At 35.6% G+C, this 16,661-nt stretch carries 12 protein-coding genes, 1 rRNA gene and 1 riboswitch; of the genes, 11 read left to right on the top strand and 2 right to left on the bottom strand.

Features of this window, described 5'->3' with window-relative positions; translation table 11 throughout:
• Positions 1 to 15: 15 nt before the first annotated feature.
• Positions 16 to 132 (top strand): 5S ribosomal RNA (gene rrf, locus OTK00_RS10985).
• 86 nt (positions 133 to 218) lie between these two features.
• Here rrf and OTK00_RS10980 read toward each other — a convergent pair.
• Positions 219 to 1,181 carry an AAA family ATPase gene (locus OTK00_RS10980; protein WP_045168797.1) on the bottom strand — a complete coding sequence of 321 codons (963 nt, stop codon included), beginning with the start codon at positions 1,179 to 1,181 and terminating at the stop codon, positions 219 to 221.
• Between the two features lie 265 nt (positions 1,182 to 1,446).
• On the opposite strand from OTK00_RS10980, the gene OTK00_RS10975 reads away from it, so the two are divergent.
• The 10 genes from OTK00_RS10975 (at position 1,447) to OTK00_RS10930 (ending at position 13,344) form a co-directional block, all read left to right on the top strand.
• A complete protein-coding gene (locus tag OTK00_RS10975; protein ID WP_045168798.1) occupies positions 1,447 to 1,902 on the top strand; it encodes a VOC family protein in 456 nt (151 codons plus the stop codon).
• Between the two features lie 31 nt (positions 1,903 to 1,933).
• Positions 1,934 to 2,581 (top strand): ThuA domain-containing protein, encoded by a 648-nt coding sequence (locus OTK00_RS10970; RefSeq protein WP_045168800.1) that lies wholly within the window; start codon positions 1,934 to 1,936, stop codon positions 2,579 to 2,581.
• A 184-nt stretch (positions 2,582 to 2,765) separates the two neighbouring features.
• On the top strand, positions 2,766 to 3,935 hold the full coding sequence (locus OTK00_RS10965; RefSeq protein ID WP_045170066.1) for an AGE family epimerase/isomerase: 1,170 nt from the start codon (positions 2,766 to 2,768) through the stop codon (positions 3,933 to 3,935).
• 114 nt (positions 3,936 to 4,049) lie between these two features.
• Positions 4,050 to 5,057, top strand: a complete 1,008-nt coding sequence (locus OTK00_RS10960) for a substrate-binding domain-containing protein (RefSeq protein WP_045168801.1) — start codon at positions 4,050 to 4,052, stop codon at positions 5,055 to 5,057.
• 77 nt (positions 5,058 to 5,134) lie between these two features.
• Positions 5,135 to 6,124 carry a glycoside hydrolase family 130 protein gene (locus tag OTK00_RS10955; protein ID WP_045168802.1) on the top strand — a complete coding sequence of 330 codons (990 nt, stop codon included), beginning with the start codon at positions 5,135 to 5,137 and terminating at the stop codon, positions 6,122 to 6,124.
• A 239-nt stretch (positions 6,125 to 6,363) separates the two neighbouring features.
• Positions 6,364 to 8,010 (top strand): ABC transporter substrate-binding protein, encoded by a 1,647-nt coding sequence (locus OTK00_RS10950; RefSeq protein WP_045168803.1) that lies wholly within the window; start codon positions 6,364 to 6,366, stop codon positions 8,008 to 8,010.
• 161 nt (positions 8,011 to 8,171) lie between these two features.
• Complete coding sequence (locus OTK00_RS10945) at positions 8,172 to 9,095, top strand: ABC transporter permease (protein WP_408612585.1); 924 nt, start codon at positions 8,172 to 8,174, stop codon at positions 9,093 to 9,095.
• A gap of 92 nt (positions 9,096 to 9,187) precedes the next feature.
• On the top strand, positions 9,188 to 10,024 hold the full coding sequence (locus OTK00_RS10940; RefSeq protein ID WP_408612661.1) for a carbohydrate ABC transporter permease: 837 nt from the start codon (positions 9,188 to 9,190) through the stop codon (positions 10,022 to 10,024).
• 58 nt (positions 10,025 to 10,082) lie between these two features.
• The gene (locus OTK00_RS10935) at positions 10,083 to 11,864 is read left to right on the top strand and encodes a sensor histidine kinase (RefSeq protein ID WP_045168806.1); all 1,782 of its coding nucleotides are present in this window, start codon (positions 10,083 to 10,085) and stop codon (positions 11,862 to 11,864) included.
• Positions 11,839 to 13,344, top strand: a complete 1,506-nt coding sequence (locus tag OTK00_RS10930) for a response regulator transcription factor (RefSeq protein ID WP_045168808.1) — start codon at positions 11,839 to 11,841, stop codon at positions 13,342 to 13,344. Before OTK00_RS10935 ends, OTK00_RS10930 begins: the two co-directional genes overlap by 26 nt.
• A gap of 76 nt (positions 13,345 to 13,420) precedes the next feature.
• Here the strand turns inward: OTK00_RS10930 and metE are convergent, their stop codons facing one another.
• Positions 13,421 to 15,694, bottom strand: coding sequence for a 5-methyltetrahydropteroyltriglutamate--homocysteine S-methyltransferase (gene metE, locus OTK00_RS10925; RefSeq protein WP_045168809.1), 2,274 nt, complete (start codon positions 15,692 to 15,694; stop codon positions 13,421 to 13,423).
• Between the two features lie 258 nt (positions 15,695 to 15,952).
• Positions 15,953 to 16,180, bottom strand: a riboswitch (cobalamin riboswitch).
• Positions 16,181 to 16,661: the final 481 nt, after the last annotated feature.

Below are 16,661 nucleotides of genomic sequence, written 5' to 3'. Positions count from 1 at the left end.
AATATAGGTAACAAATCCGGTGGCGAAAGAGCGAGGGTAACACCCGTTCCCATTCCGAACACGGAAGTTAAGCCTCGCAACGCCGATGATACTGTGCTGGAGACGGCACGGGAAAGTAGGTGGCTGCCGGATTTTTTATTTTTACCTCTGAGTGTTAAATTTTTAACAAGGATTTGTCCAAAAAAACATCTTAATAACAGCACTTCTGCGTAAATCAACTACTCATTTGCATTTCCAAAGGCAAAGTTTTCACTCGGAACATTTACCTTTTCCAGTATTTCGTTTATTACATCAACTGTCCTTGTATTTTTAACTATATACGGGTTTTTGAGAAGAATCCTGTGAGAAAGAACATAGGGAGCTAAGTATTTAACATAATCAGGAATGACAAAGTCAGAGCCTTTTATTGCAGCAAGGCTCTGAGATGCACGCATAAGTGCAATAAAACTTCTGTTACTTGCCGGAAGTTGCACCATTTCATGTACGCGCGTGCTATTGCAAATTTCATATATATATTCTAAAATGTCCTCACTGACATAAACTTCTTTTATTATCTCCTGAACTTTTATTATCTCATCTTTTGACACAACAGCTTCTATTTCATCGAGAGGGTTTTTCTCTCTAAATCTTGTCAACATCTGGATTGTCTCATCCTTGTTTGTATACCCCAAGCTCAGTTTCATGAAGAATCTGTCAAGCTGAGCTTCAGGCAGAGGATAGGTTCCCTGAATTTCAATGGGGTTCTGGGTTGCTATTACAAAAAATGGCTCATCAAGCCTGTGTGTTATTCCGTCTATTGTAACCTGCCTTTCTTCCATACATTCAAGAAGACTTGACTGTGTTCTTGGAGTGGCCCTGTTTATCTCATCAGCAAGAAGAATATTTGTAAAAATCGGACCGGGTCTGAACTCAAACTCCTGAGTTTTCATATTAAAATAATAGATTCCAGTCAGGTCTGACGGCAAAAGATCAGGCGTAAATTGAATTCGCTTGAAACTGCAGTTTATTGATTTTGCCAGAGCTTTTGACAGCATTGTTTTTCCTGTTCCAGGAACATCTTCTAAAAGAACATGTCCTCCTGCAAAAAGAGATGTTACTATAAGCTCAATTGTTTTTTCCTTGCCAACTATGACCTTTGAAACATTTTCAATAATTTTGTTTGCAATCTCAAAAACTTCCATCCTGCACCATGCCTTTTTTGTAATTGTTTTTGTTTTAAATTCTTGCCTTCTTCAGCTTTGCTTAAACTTTTTAAATTCCAAGCTTAGCTTATTTTTATTTTAACCCTTTTTCTGAGTTTTTTCAACACTAACATATCTTTACTGTTTACAGAATTAAAAATGCACTTTATCAAAATTGCCCAAAAAAATTTACAATATTTATATACCAGTAACTTTACAATTGAGGTAAAATATCATTATAAATTTTTTAAAGGAGGCAAATGAATTGGCAAATGAAATTCTGGGTACAGATGTTGTGGTGCAGATAGGTATTATAGTGAATAACATTGAAAAAGCAGCAAAAGAATTTGCTGAGTTTTTTGCAGTGGACGTTCCGGAAATAATTGAAACCGAGGAATTTGAGAAAAGCCATACAGAATACAAAGGTGAGCCAACCAGGGCTCGAGCCAAGCTTGCCTTTTTTAGAAATTTTAAGAATATTGAAATTGAACTGATAGAGCCGGATAGCAATCCTTCCACCTGGCGAGAATTCCTGGACAAGCATGGAGAAGGGATTCATCACATAGGGGTATTTGTAAAGAATATGGACCAGAAGATAGAGAACCTAAAAAAAGTTGGAATTGACGTTGTGCAGAGAGGCGATTATACCGGTGGAAGATATGCTTATATGGACAGTGTAGAAAAATTGAAATTTATTTTGGAGCTTCTTGAAAATTATTGAAAAACTTTTTAAGTTTCTGAGGTGAAAAATAATGGGGAAAAAGGTATTGGCACTTGTTGGCGATTATTATCACAATCATGATAATCTTTTGAATGCCTTAAAGAGCATTTTTGAGGAACTTTCAGAAGAATATGATCTAATTGACAGCACAATTGAGGATTTTGAGTGGTTTTTGGATAAGAAACCCTATGCTGTTGTAATTGCAGCAGAAAATAGAATTAATCCTCAGGATGCGGAAATTAAATACTGGATGACCGTGGAAATTGCAAAAAAGATAAAAGAGTATGTTGAAGGTGGCGGAAGACTATTTGTCTGGCACTCAGGACTTGCATCATATCCTGAAAATGGCTTGTTTTGTTCATTGATAAAGGGCTATTTTAAATTTCATCCTGAAAAGCACAAGCCTGTTAGGTACCACTCAGCAGGCAAACCGGTTTTTGGTAACCAGAAAATTGATTTTACAATAGAAGATGAGCATTACTTTGTTTACTGTGATGAGCAAAATACAAATATATACCTTTATTCAGAATCAGAAGATGGAAGATCAATTGCCGGTTGGTGGCACAACTCTGGGGCGGGCAAAGTGGTCACGTTAACACCTGCACATACAAAAGATGCTCTCTGTGATGAGAACTTCAAAAAGCTTTTAAAAGCTGTTCTGACATATCTTTTAAACTGAAGCAAAAAATTTGGATACTTTTTTAAAGACAAAAGGCTGTCTGGCTATATTGATTTGTTAATAGCCGGATAGCCTTTTTTAAAATTTTGTTGACAGAAGCCAAAAAATTAAATAATATAAATATATAAAGTGAACGATTAAGTAACCTTCTGCTCAAGGGGTTAAAAGTGGGATGAAAGGCATGATGAAAGAAAAAATATTAAAGTTTGAGCTGCAAAATCATCTAACAGAGAAGATAATTCCATTCTGGCAGTCTCTCAAAGACGAAGAGTTTGGTGGCTACTACGGGTATATGGATTTTGACTGCAAGGTTGACAAAACCGCTGCAAAAGGCTGTATTCTCAACTCAAGAATTTTGTGGTTCTTCTCTGCCTGCTACAATGTAATAAAGGATGAGAAATGTATAGAGTTTGCCTCTCATGCGTATGAATTTTTAAAGAAGAGCTTTTGGGATGATGAATTTGGCGGACTTTACTGGATGGTTGACCACAAAGGAAATGTGATTGACTCTACAAAACATGTATATGTGCAGGCATTTGGTATATATGGACTTTCAGAGTATTACAGGGCAACAAAAAACGACCAGGCGCTGGAGTATGCACAAAAACTTTTTGAGCTTTTAGAAAAAACATGTAAGAAAGAAAATGGATATACTGAACAGTTTAATAGGAACTGGACTCCGAAAGAAAACAGGTTTCTTAGTGAAAATGGAGTTATTGCTTCAAAAACAATGAATACTCACCTTCATGTTTTGGAAGCATATACTAATCTTTACAGGGTATATAAAAACGAGGATGTATATAATTCGTTAGAATGGATTGTAAAACTTTTTGTTGAAAAGGTTTATGACAAAGCAACAGACCATTTTAAAGTCTTTTGTGACGAGGCATGGGAAAACCTTATTGACGCCATTTCATATGGACATGACATAGAAGCAAGCTGGCTTTTGTGTGAGGCTTCAGAGTATCTGAATGACAGAAAACTCAAAGAAAAAGCAGAACAAATAGCGTTAAAAGTGGCTGAGGTTACATTTAACCAGGCATTTGATGGTAAAGGGTTAATTAACGAAAAGGTAAATGGTAGAATAGACAGAAGTAAAATCTGGTGGGTTCAAGCAGAAGCAGTAGTTGGTTTTTATAATGCTTATCAAAAGTCAGGAAACCCTGAATATTTGGATGCAGCTTATGATACATGGGAATTTATAAAAGACCACATAGTTGACAAAAGAGGAGGTTCTGAATGGTACTGGAAGGTGAATGAAGATTTAACTGTTCCGGCTATGCTAATTGTTGAACCCTGGAAGTGTCCTTATCACAATGGAAGAATGTGCTTGGAAATAATAAAAAGAGTATAGGTTAAGTTTTTTAAATTGGGCTGTAAAGTTACTTTAAAATGAGATATAATAGCAACAGAAAAACAAACGAAGGCGGCAAAGCCTTCATGGTGAAGGAGAAAGTAAATTAAAAAGATGAATAAAAGGGTTACAATGAAAGACATTGCTGAAAGACTTGGTGTCTCTAAAGTAACAGTTTCAAAGGCATTAAAAGACAGTCCTGATATTAGCCAGGCTCTCAAAGAAAAGGTTATAAAGACTGCTCAGGAAATGGGGTATATCTACAACGCAAAAGGCAGAATGCTTCGAGAGAACCTCACTTATTCAATAGGAGTGATTTCTTCTGAAAAGTACTATGGTAAAGATGATTATTTCTACATAGACCTGTATAAACATCTTTCAAATAGCTTTGAAAAACTTGGTTTTACAACAACATTTAATATAATAAGCAGAAACGATGAGGAGAGTTTATCTGTACCAAATGCACTTTTAGAGCAAAAAATTGATGGTGTTGTTATTTTAGGACAGATGAGTATTGACTATATCAAAAGGGTTTTGGATTTTAACTGCCCAACTATATTTCTGGACTTTTACTGTGACAGGTTCAATGTGGACTGTGTTATAACAGACAACTTCTTTGCCACATATGAGATAACAAATATGCTTATTGAACAAGGTCACAGGGAAATAGGTTTTGTTGGGAATATTCATGCAACAAGCAGTATTCAGGATAGATTTCTGGGTTATTACAAGGCACTTTTGGAAAACAGAATTGAACTCAATAAAGATTGGATTATAAAAGACAGAGATGACAATAATAACTTTATTGATATACTGCTTCCCGGCAAGTTACCCACTGCTTTTGTATGTAACTGTGACAAAACTGCATATTTGACAATTGAAAAATTAAAAAGTGCTGGGTATAAGGTGCCGGACGACATTTCGGTTGTTGGGTTTGATGATAGTCTTCATGCTGTTCTTTCAAGCCCCAAGATTACCACTGTTAGAGTTAACATGGAAGAGATGGGAAGGCGTACAGCCAAAATTATGTTTGAAAAGATAAAACAGGGTGAAAAACACTATGGGAAAGTGCTAATTAAAGGGAAGATAATAGTAAGAGAGTCAGCAAAACCCCTGAAGTAGATGTTGAAAAAGATCAAGACAGAAGAATTTAAAATTGTAAATTTAAATAAAAAAATAGCAATAGGGGAGGAAAAAAGATGGATATAAAAATCATTGGACAGTCACTTCCAAACATGCCATGGGAGGAAAGACCTAAGGATTGCAAGGACATTGTGTGGAGGTCCAAACACAATCCGATTATAAAGAGAAATCAGGCAAAGGATGCAAACAGTATCTTTAACAGTGCAGTTGTACCGTTCAAAGATGGCTTTGCAGGAGTTTTCAGAGTAGATGACAGGGCAAGGAGAATGAATATAAGACGTGGTTTTAGCAGGGATGGTTATAACTGGGAAATTGATGATGAGCCCATTAATTTCATTCAAGAGACAAGGGACCCTCTTGTCAGTGAGTACAAGTACGACCCAAGGGTAACATTTATTGAAGATAGGTACTACATTACATGGTGCAATGGCTATCATGGTCCGACAATTGGTGTGGGGTACACATTTGACTTTGAGAAGTTCTATCAGCTTGAAAATGCATTTTTGCCATATAACAGAAATGGTGTTTTATTTCCAAGAAAGATTAATGGCAAGTATGCAATGCTCAGCCGTCCATCGGACACCGGACATACACCATTTGGAGACATCTTCTACAGCGAAAGTCCCGATATGATTCACTGGGGCTGCCACAGACATGTGATGTCCTCTGGCTACACACCCTGGCAGTCACTCAAAATAGGAGCAGGACCAACGCCAATTGAGACAAGCGAAGGATGGCTTTTAATTTACCATGGCGTGCTGCTTTCCTGCAACGGGTATGTATACAGCTTTGGTGCGGCACTTTTGGACCTGGAAAAACCATGGATTGTAAAGGCAAGGTCAAAATCTTATCTGCTCTCACCACAGGAGTACTATGAATGTGTTGGTGATGTTCCAAACGTGGCATTTCCATGTGCAGCACTTTGCGATGCTGATACAGGAAGACTCGCAATTTACTATGGCGGTGCTGACACTGTTGTAAACCTTGCATTTGCATATGTTCAGGACATAATTGAGTTTTTGAAAAAAGAAAACCAGGAACAATAGATACCATGAGTAAAAAATATCCAGAGAAAGCCGATGGCAAATGCTATCGGCTTTCTTAATTTTATGTAATTTTTCAGAGCTTAAAAGGTATATTTACTGGTAAAGTAAAATATAAAATCCACGGTATAAAATATTAAATTTCTCGGGTTGTTAAATATGCACCACAAACATTATAATTAAGACGTAATTGTTTTGCAAAACTTATATACAAAAATTACATTTTAAAAGGAGGATTGGACATGTTTAAAAGGAAAATTGCTTTACTGGTTGCTATTGCTTTTTTGATAAGCATAATTGTTCCGGGATTTCTAAAAACTCCTGCAAAAGCAATGGCTGCCTCGAAAAAACCGGTAGTTTTTAAAATCTACTGGGGTGATTCAAACGCAGAACCTGTTGATGTTTGGAAGACTCCAATTGGCAAAAAGGTAGAACAGCTAACCGGTGTAAGACTTCAGTTTGAATTTATTGTCGGTAGCGATGAAGAGACAAAGGCAGGTATTATGCTTGCAAGTGGTGACTTGCCGGATTTGATCAATGCGCATAATGTTGTGAACAAGTTTATTGAAGCAGGAGCTTTAGTTCCGCTGGATGATTATATTGCTAAGTATGGGAAGAACATCAAAAAATGGTACGACACTAAAGCACTGAAGAAGCTTAAATATCCAAAGGATGGACACATTTATTACCTGACACCATTCAGAGAAGAGTCTGATCCGCTTTACTCATTTGCAGGTTTCTGGTTGCCCATTTATGTGTTGAAAGAGAACAAGTGGCCGGTTGTAAGAGATATTGACACATATTTTAAGATCGTAAAAGATGCTGTAAAGAAGCATCCAACATACAACGGGAAACCGACTATAGGATTTACAGCCCTAACAGATAGCTGGAGAATTTATGTGCTTATGCAACAACCACTTAGACTCGAAGGTTATCCCAATGATGGTGGCTGGCTTATTGACGAAAAAACCGGAGTTGTAAAAGATAGCTATACGATGCCATATGCAAGAACGTATTATAAGATTTTAAATCAGATGTGGAACGAGGGACTTCTTGACAAAGAGATGTTTTCACAAAACTATGACCAGTACCTGGCAAAAATATCATCTGGCAGGGTAATAGGCTTCTATGATGAGAGATGGCAGATCCAGTCGGCTATTGATTCACTTGAGAAACAAAAGCTCTATGACAGAATTCCTGTGGCAATGCCGGTTCTTAAGAAAGGTGTTAAGAGAGATAGATACAATGTTGTGACAATGGGTACAGGTGCAGGTATATCAATTACAAAGAAGTGTAAAGATCCAGTTGCTGCATTTAAATTCTTGGATAGAATGGCACAGGAAGATATTCTTAAACTTATCAACTGGGGTATACAGGGTCAGGACTACTATGTAAAGAATGGCAAGATGTACAAAGATGCAAAACAAATTCAAAACTACATGAACCCTGACTACAGAAAGAAACAAGGTATTGGAGGAAATATATGGTTTGCGTTTCCAAGACCACCATTTGACTGGGATTATCCCGATAAAAGTGGAAAAATTGCTTGGGATTACTCTGACCAGGCTTTAGAACAGAGATACAAACCATATGAAAAAGAAGTTTTGAAAGCTTATAAGATAAAATCTTTCAAAGATTTATTTTCTCCGACATGGAATTCACCATATGGCTATGGCTGGGATATTAAACTTCCAGATGATTTGCAGGCAATCCAGAACCAGGCTGATGATTTGCAGAGAAGGTATGTCGCAAAGGCAATAATGGCAAAACCGGGAGAATATGATAAGGTATGGGATGAATATCTCTCAAAGATGAAGAGTATACCGATCAAGAAAGTAATTGACTTTAGGCAAAAAGAAATTCAAAGAAGACTGAAAGAATGGAACTAATTGATTAAAATTAGAGTCTGAAATTTGAGAAAGTTATATTGATAGCTCACGGGACGCTCTGCTTTAAAGGAGTGTTCCGTGAGTATTTAATTTAAAAGCATATGGTAAAGATTTGCTATCACTTGACTGATAGGAGGCATAATAACATGCAAAATAGCTCTATGGCACCCAAAAAAAGTATATGGAACGCAATTTATAACCAGCGTCAATTGATTGTTCTGACATTTCCTTTTCTTATAATGGTGCTGATTTTTAATTATTTTCCTTTATGGGGATGGATTCTGGCATTTAAAGATTACAAACCTTATTTGGGTTTTCAACAGTCAGAATGGGTGGGCCTGAAAAATTTTACCGATTTGTTTTCTGATATGTATTTCTTTCAGGCACTGCGAAATACACTTGTCATAAGCTCACTGAAACTCATTTTTAACTTTTTGTCTTCAATTACATTTGCAATACTTTTAAATGAAGTAAAAAATATGCTCGTTAAAAGAACGGTGCAAACTGTATCGTATTTACCACACTTTGTTTCATGGGTTGTTGCTGCAAACATTATTTATACAGTTTTGTCACCTGATTATGGAATTATAAATGACCTTCTTGTGAAATTCCACATTATAAAAGAACCTATAAACTTCCTTGGTGAACCACAGTATTTCTGGTTCATAGCTCCTGCAACAGAAGTATGGAAAGAAATGGGCTGGAATGCAATTATATATCTGGCTGCTATGACAAACATTGATCCTCAGCTTTATGAAGCAGCCAGCATAGATGGTGCGGGAAGGCTTAAGCAAATATGGCATATAACATTACCAGGAATTTTACCAACAGTAAAGATTCTATTGATAATGAATGTTGGTTGGATTTTGAATGCTGGATTTGAGCAGATGTACTTTTTGCAAAGACCATCAACCTTAGATTATTCAGATATTCTTGAGACATACATTTTGAGGTATGGTATTGGCAGTGGCAGATGGTCGTATGCAACAGCAGCCGGTATTTTTAACTCTGTTGTTAGCTTGATTCTTGTCACAACAGCTAACAGAATAGCATCTAAGATTGGTGAAGGTGAAAGGGTATTCTAAAATCTTTAAAAAGAGGTGTTTTCGAAGTGGGAAAGGCAGTAAAGTACAGGACAACTGAGGATATTGTAATTGATATAATAGTTTATACCGTTATGATAATAGTTATGATTGCAACATTGTATCCTTTTTTAAATATTCTTGCTATTTCATTAAATGATGCACTGGATTCTATAAGAGGTGGTATATACCTCTGGCCAAGAAAGTTTACATTGAATAACTACAGGACTATTCTTAGCAATCCCAACATTTATCAAGCAACATTGATTTCAGTCTTAAGAGCTGTTATAGGAAGTTTTACAAATGTTTTGTCATGCTTAATGGTTGCATATGGTATTAGCAGAAAGGATTATATATTTAGAAGATTTATTTCAAGAGTAATTGTATTTACAATGTATTTTAGTGGTGGTCTTATTCCCACCTATTTACTGATGAAAAATTTGCATCTTGTTGGTACATTCTGGGTGTATATTTTGCCGGGAATGGTAAGTGCATTTAATATTATTGTCATAAGAAGTTACATTGATGGACTTCCGCAAAGTTTAATTGAATCTGCAAAGATAGATGGAGCAAGCGAGTACAGGATACTGTTCCAGATAATAATGCCACTCTGTCTTCCGGTTTTGGCAACAGTGACACTTTGGGTTGCGGTTGGTCAGTGGAATGCATGGTTTGATACATTCCTATATAATTCTGGCAAGCCAGAGCTTTCAACCTTGCAGTTTGAGCTTCAAAAAATTTTACAATCTGTACAATCAGCATCAACAAACCCTGACTTTTCTGCATCGCTTACATCTTCTGGCAGAACTGTTACGCCAACTGCTATCCGTGCAACCATGACAATTGTTGCTACACTGCCTATACTTTTTGTATATCCATTTCTTCAAAGATATTTTATTCATGGGCTTACAATTGGTAGTATAAAAGAATAATAAAATGTGTGGTATAATTAAATCAATATCCTCGAGATTTAAAAATAATAGAGAAATCATGCGCAAAGTTGTTAGGATTTTGAACAATATCCCGCTGTTTAAAAAGATATTTTCTATATTTTTCGTATTTGTGTTTATTCCGCTTTTGATTTTAAGCAGCCAGTTTATTTCGCAGATTGATTATTATATAAACGATAAACTCCACAGTCAGCTTGAAAATGCTTCGAGTATGACAATTTCAAATTTTAAAAAGGCTATTGAGCTGGCAATTAATCTTGCGTATACTGTATATTCTGATCCAAGGGTAATTGAGACGATAAATACACGGTACTTATCTGTGGAGGAATTTTATGATGCGTATGAAAAAAACATAAAACCCATACTTCAGAATGCAAGAATATTGTATCCGCAGGTTTACCAAATAACCATATATAGTGACAATCCTACTTTGCTTAATGCTGATGGACTTGCGTTTTTGACAGATGAATACAGAAGTTTTTTTCAAAAGGGTGGGAAAAATCTCTATGTGCTAAGCGGTCTTGAAAATGAAAAACCGTATGTTTCTATTGTGCTAAATCTGAATTTTTATGAACAGTATGTTCCAAAATATCAGCATAGCACAATTAAAAAATTTCTTAGAATTGACTTGAACAGAGTGTATCTTAATAGTATTTTGAGCACTTTCAGGCAGGGGCATGTATTTATTGCTGATGAAAAAAACACAGTATACTTCAGTGACATACTATATTACAATCAGGTTGGAAAACTTGATGACCTTCTGAAAGAAGTAAAAAATCAAACAATTGTGTTTGAAAGGCAGCTGTCAACAGAGCTTCCCTATTTTCAGAATTGGAGATACATTATAACAACCGATGACGGCGAGATTTCAAAAGAACTTTTTAAGCATCAGAGAATTTACCTTACAATTGTAATCCTGTGCTTTATGCTGGCATTTTTTGCATTGTTTTTGATAACAAACTCTGTTGTTTTAAGACTTTCTCTTTTGGCAAAACACATCAAAAAGGCACGAAAGCAACAATTTGAAAGCATCAAGATTGAAGCAGGCAAAGATGAGATAGGTCAGGTTATAGAAGAGTTCAATATCATGGCACAGAAGATAAAAGAGCTTCTTGAGAAGGAAATAAAATACAAGCTGAGGCAAAAAGAACTGGCGCTTGAGAAGAAACAGGCAGAGATAAATGCACTTCAGAGCCAGATAAATCCTCATTTTCTTTTTAACACCCTGGAAACAATCCGTATGAGGAGTATGCTCAAAAGGGAGTTTGAAACAGCCAATGCCATAAAACTTCTTGCAAAGCTTCTAAAGAGGAGTATAAGATGGGAAAATGACCTTATAACAATTGAAGAAGAAATCTCATCTATTTATGATTATCTTGAGATACAAAAGTACAGATTTGGGGGAAAGCTAAAATTTGAGATTGACGTACAGGAAGATGTAAAGTCAATAAAGATACCCAAGATGACAATACAACCCCTTGTTGAGAACGCATGTGTTCATGGGATAGAAAATATAAAAGGTGAAGGAAAGATAGTAATTAAGGTTTTCAAAGAAGGTGATATGATAGCAATAACAGTTGAGGATAATGGCAAAGGGTTAGAGGATGGTATGGTAACAGAACTACTTCGTTCTATAAAAGGACTTACATCTGAAAAGAAAAATAGTGTAGGACTAAAAAACGTTTTTAGAAGGCTGGAGCTGTTTTATGAAAAAGATTTTAGTTTTGACATATTAAAAAGTGAATTTGGCGGATTAAAAATTGCGATAAAAATTCCATTTAAGAGGGACTTTCAAGATGCTATACAGAGTGTTGATAGTTGAAGATGAGGTATTCATGAGAGAAGGGCTCAAAAACTTGATTGACTGGAGAGAGCTTGGGTTTGAGATAGTTGGTGAGGCAGAAGATGGTCTTTCTGCTTTTGAGTTTTTGAAAGATACGCAGGTTGATGTGCTCATCAGTGACATAAAAATTCCGCTTTTAGGCGGACTTGACCTTATTGAGAAGGTTAAAAAGGAGATTAAAAACCCGCCTGAAGTGATAATTATCAGTGGTTATGCAGATTTTGAGTATGCCAAAAAAGCTATCCAGCACGGTGTTGTAAATTATATATTAAAGCCCATTGAAGAGGAAGAGCTTGTTGACACACTCCTTAAAATAAAGTCAAAACTCAAGAGAAGAGAACTAATAAAAGAAGGCGAAAATCTGAGTGAGCTTGAGAAAGGTTTTAAAAAAACTTTAGAAAACAGCAATATAAAGATAGAAAATGGGATTTATGTTGGAATAATCTATTTTAAAGAAATGTCTAACTGGCTGAGCCTTTTTCTTGATGAGAAAATAGAAAATATGCTGTCAAGAATTAAAGAGTGCTTTGAGCAGCTGGGAAAAGATGGACTTATTTATGAGTTTTCAGAGATTGAAGGCAGGTACTACACATTTGCAACCTCCGAAGAGGATATAAAAAAGGCATATCAGTTAATAAAAAATATGCTTGAGTTTGCTAAAGAGGTTGTGTTTGCTTTTTCAAGAAAGATTACAAAATTGACCCAATTTTATGAGGCCATTTATGAAGCGGCATATTCTTTGAACTTTTCACTTTTTTACAATCATACAGGAATTACATTTTACAGCAATAACCTGCCAAATTCAAAAGAGATCTTGTATTCAAAAGAATATGATAGAAGACTCATTTTAGCTATTGAAGAGGATAGCCGGGACCTGCATAAGATAATTAAAGAGATGATGGAAGATATTAAAAAAGAAAGATATCAACTTGACTTTTTAAAGACGTATTTGAGCTTTGTGGTAGTATCTATTAGCTCTTATTTTAATAAAATAGGACTGAATCTGGAAGATTATATAGAGTGGTTTTCAGGCTTGAAGCTGGAGTTTTCAAATGTTGAGGAAATAGAAAAAGTTATGATTAAGTTTTGTGAAGGAATACTCAATAAGTTCAAGCATTGGAAAATTAGCCTGTCCAATGGTATCATGAGCGAGCTTGAAAAGTATATTAGGGAAAACTACAATAAAAACTTGACACTCAAATCTGTTGCGCAGAAGTTTTATCTTAATCCTGTGTACCTGGGGCAGCTTTTCAAGAAACATCATGGTATGTATTTCAACTCTTATTTGCAAAAGATACGAATTGAAGAGGCAAAGAAGCTTTTGATGACCACTAATATGAAGATATACGAAATTTCACAGGCAGTTGGGTACAACGACACAGACTATTTTATTCAGTGCTTCACGAAACTTTGCAACATGACACCCAATCAGTTCAGAAAAAAATACAGAAAAGCATAAAAAAAGAAGGCTGGGGGTTTTATGCTGAAAATTTTCCCAGCCTTTTATTACTTTTATGGGAGAAGAGCCAAATTTGCTATAAATTATTTCTAACTTCCCACGCTGCCAAAACCATGTTATGCAAAGTGGGGAAAGCCTCTTCTTCCTTTCTTGTCTTAAGACCACAGTCAGGATTTATCCACAGTCGATCAAGTCCAATTTTTTCAATCATCTTTAGAATGAGATCTTTCATTTCTTCTTTTGGCACAATCCTTGGGGAGTGGACATCAAACACCCCGGGACCCACTTCAGACTTCAAGTTGCTCTTTTTAATGCTATCCAAAATTGTAAAGTCTGACTTTGCAGCCTCGAATGTGATGACGTCAACATCCATCCTTGCAATTTCATCTAAAAGATCATCAAAGTTGCTGTAACACATATGGGTATGAATTTGAGTTTCAGGCTTTACTTTGGAACATGTCAGTTTGAAGGCTTTTATTGCCCAGTCTAAGTAATCTTTATGGTATGCTTTTCTCAGTGGTAACTTTTCAATCAATGCCGCTTCATCAATTTGAATAATCTTCACTCCTTCTTTTTCAAGATCCAGCACTTCCTCTTTTATTGCAAGTGCAAGCTGAAATGCAACATCTTTAAGCGGTATGTCTTCGCGTACAAACGACCAGTTGAGTATTGTAACAGGTCCGGTTAAAATTCCTTTTACAGGCTTTGCAGTAAGGCTTTGTGCGTATTTTATATACTCAACTGTGATTGGTCTTTTTCTTTTGATATCTGAAAATATGATTGGTGGCTTTACACACCTTGTACCGTAAGATTGAACCCAGCCATTTTTGGTGATGATAAATCCTTCCAAGTTTTCGCCAAAAAACTCCACCATGTCGTTTCTTTCGTATTCACCGTGGACCAGAACGTCCAAGCCTATTTCTTCCTGAAGTTTTATGACATTTTCAATTTTTTGTTTGATAAATTTATCATATTCTTCAAATGTTATCCTGCCATTTTTAAGTTCGCTTCTTGCTTTTCGCACATCTGGAGTTTGTGGAAAAGATCCTATCGTGGTTGTAGGAAGTTTTGGAAGCTTTAGAACATCCTTTTGTATTTTGATTCTTTCTTCAAAGCATGGTTTTCTTTCAAAGTCATCATCCCTGAGATTGTTTACAACTGTGTTTATGTCTGAGAACTTATTTGCCTTCATTTCTTCAAAAAGCTGAGTGTTGTAAATATATGAGCTGTTCTGGGTGTAATTTTTATCATTAAAGAGAATGTTTAATTCATTAAGCTCTTTTAGCTTTTCTTCTGCAAAGGCTAAATACTTCTTTTTGCTGCTGTCAAGCTGAGTTTCAAATTTCAAAGAATAGGGGACAAACATCAAAGAGCATGATGTTGAAATTACAATATCCTTTTTGTCAACATAATTTGAGAGAGTGTTCAGAATCTCAAGACTTTCTTTGTAGCTATTTTTAAACACATTTCTTCCATTTACAATTCCGGCTATTAAAAGCTTGCCTCTGGGATACCCGAACTTTTTGATAAGCTCCAGGTTATATTTTCCATCCACAAAGTCAAGACCAATAGCGTCAAAATCAAGAGTAAAAAGTTTTTCATAGATGTCTCTGATATCACCAAAGTAGGTCTGAAGTATGATTTTGAGATTGCCTTTTTGAGAAAGCAATTGCCTGTAAAAATTATCAAAAAGCTCAATATCTGCTTGAGTCAGATCTGTCACAAGTACCGGTTCATCAATCTGGATAAACTCAGCACCAAGAGTTTTAAACCTGTCCAGTATTTGAATATAAACAGAAAGAAGATTCACCCAGAAAGCTTTTTCATAAATACTAACATCTATTTTCTTTGCAAGTTTTAAGAAGGTCAGTGCACCGATTATAACAGGTTTTGTTTTAATTCCGATTGAAAGTGCTTCTTCAAACTCATCAAAAGGCTTTGTTGAAGAAAGTTTAAATTCGGTATCAGAAGTTATCTCTGGCACAATGTAGTGATAGTTTGTAAAAAACCACTTTTTCATAGGAAGTGCTTTTAAATCAAGATTTTGTGTCTGATAACCTTTAGCCAAGGCAAAATAAGTGTCAAGCTCTTCTTTGCCAAGATTTTTGTACCCGGCAGGGATTGCATTTACAAGCATTGCATGATCCAGAAAGGTATCGTAGAATGAAAAATCATTTGATGGAATCAAATCAATGCCATGCTCTTTTTGAATCTGCCAGTGTTTCTTTTTTAGTTCTTTTGAATTTTGAATGAGCTGTTCTTTTGAAAGCTTTTTATCAAGATAGCTTTCTACCCACTTTTTAAGTTCTCTGTTTTCACCTATCCTTGGAAAACCAACCACTGAAATCATATCAAACTTCAACCTCCTTGCAAAAATTTTGCCTTGTAGAGGATAAACAAAAAACAAAAGGTCTTTACCGCCATTTTAAGAAAAATTTAACATAAATCAAGGCAGTAAAGACCTCTTTATTTTGCTTTTTTAAACCCTGTAATTGCAAGTTTATACAAAAAGAAAAGAAGCTACTTTTACAGGGCAAAGGGGCAGAATAACCCTTCTTTTTTGTAAGCGGTCTTTACCACCCTGACTGTGCTTCCCACCGAAGACAGTGCAAGGCATCTCAAGCAGGCAGGTCTCCTGGCTCGCAGGTCATCCATAGCCCTTTTACCTTCCCGGAAAGCAAGCCCTGCAAGCATTAATTGATTTTTGCAGAACCAGACTTTCCAGTGGCGTTTAATTTAAGGGCATGTCACTGCTCACAGTAGCGGGGGCTGCAGCGGATTTTCACCGCTTTCCCTATTAAGCCACATATGTGGCACCTGCTTGATGGTAAAGCAGCCTATCGAAAATATTCAGTTTTCAAAATCGGTTTGCATTGCAATGAAAATTAACTGTTTCTTTTATGCAACACAATTTTATATCAAACATGTTAATTGAAGAGAAGCAAGTTGTCAAGATTGATGAGGATAAAGAATAGTGTCAGGAGATTATGACAAATATAAAATCCTAACTGAAAAAGTTGAGTTATAAAATTTTGCAGACAAAATATTAAACAAAATGTTAAAAATTTTTATAATTAATAAGACAAAGAAAATTTGTTATGTGCAATAAATGACATTTGTAATGTAAATTTTCTATATGATTTGTACGTGTTTATTTTTTGAAACGATGAAGTTGCATTTTATTGACATTGAATATCAAAAAAATACACAAAAACAGTTCCAAATGATATGTAATTAAGTAAATGATACTTTAATTATAGCAATTTTAAGAAAAATAAGCACTTTATAATAGTGTTAATCCCTACAAAAAAGCAAAC

Origin of the sequence: Caldicellulosiruptor morganii, from assembly GCF_026810225.1 — a bacterium.
GTDB classification, from domain to species: domain Bacteria; phylum Bacillota; class Thermoanaerobacteria; order Caldicellulosiruptorales; family Caldicellulosiruptoraceae; genus Caldicellulosiruptor; species Caldicellulosiruptor morganii.
This window is presented reverse-complemented; position numbering and strand designations above follow the sequence as displayed.